Origin of the sequence: Ruixingdingia sedimenti, from assembly GCF_031432425.1 — a bacterium.
GTDB lineage: Bacteria > Pseudomonadota > Alphaproteobacteria > Rhodobacterales > Rhodobacteraceae > Ruixingdingia > Ruixingdingia sedimenti.
Map to the genome: position 1 here is coordinate 1 of NZ_JAVKPH010000122.1, position 928 is coordinate 928.

1 protein-coding gene is annotated in these 928 nt (G+C 59.1%); it reads right to left on the reverse strand.

Features of this window, described 5'->3' with window-relative positions:
* Positions 1-64: 64 nt before the first annotated feature.
* Positions 65-565 carry a hypothetical protein gene (locus RGD00_RS23390; protein ID WP_310459629.1) on the reverse strand — a complete coding sequence of 167 codons (501 nt, stop codon included), beginning with the start codon at positions 563-565 and terminating at the stop codon, positions 65-67.
* Positions 566-928: the final 363 nt, after the last annotated feature.

The window sequence follows — 928 nt, forward strand, 5'->3', positions numbered from 1 at the left end:
AGGTCGGGGGTGTCGGTCTGCTCATGCCACCCAGCTACCATGCTGGATTCACGAGATGAATCCCTCACAGGATTTGTGCAACAGAGCCGTTGTAGCCCACGAAGATGTTGCGGGCATCGAAGACATCCCGCCCTGCCCCACCGTCGATGACCACATTGGGGTATCCTGACGAAATCGCTTGCAGGATCACCACATCGTCGCCAGCACCGGCGTAGACATTCTGGTCTATCCTCGTCACGTAGATGATGTCATTCGAAGCAGAGTCCGCGACAGGCGCTTCGGCGGCGGCAAGATCAAAACCGACGGTGCTGTCTGTCCGGGAGGGTGCGTACCCGCCCCCGTCAGGCACGATATCCGCGATTCCCTCGCCGCCCCCGTTTCCCGTCATTCTCGGCGGTTGGAGTTCACTGTCCGTCATCGCATCGAACAGCAAGCCATCAAACTGGCCATGGGACACCGTGACTGCAGGCTCGTCTCCCTCAAGGATGGTGATTTGGGGGAAGATGTCATCCACTTCCCCGGGCATTCCCTGAAGTATGATGTCGGCAATCACCGTCGTGCTCATTCTCGTCTCCTTCAATCGTAACCGCACGTCACCACCAGCGGGGGCGCACCGCAGTCTCCAGCTTCACCGCAAGGCAGGCTCCCGACCCACCGGTTGATCAAACGTTACGTTAGGCAGGCGATTTACCCAAGGCAACGCTTATTTCTCCCCTCCGCCAACCGCCCCAACCGTTGCCCCAACCCCACCAGCCCCGGCAGCTTTCCGGTACCAGTCCAACCTAGGGTCAGGACCCATTGATCTTGCGGTTGGGGCGTGATTCAGGCTCCGTGAGGAGACTGATCGATGAGGCTCTGTTGCACAAATCCTGTGAGGGATTCATCTCGTGAATCCAGCATGGTAGCTGGGTGGCATGAGCAGACCGAC

Bases quoted from the DNA above. Each gene is read 5' to 3' on its own strand.
- RGD00_RS23390 (WP_310459629.1), bottom strand. From the start codon at position 565: ATGAGCACGACGGTGATTGCCGACATCATACTTCAGGGAATGCCCGGG.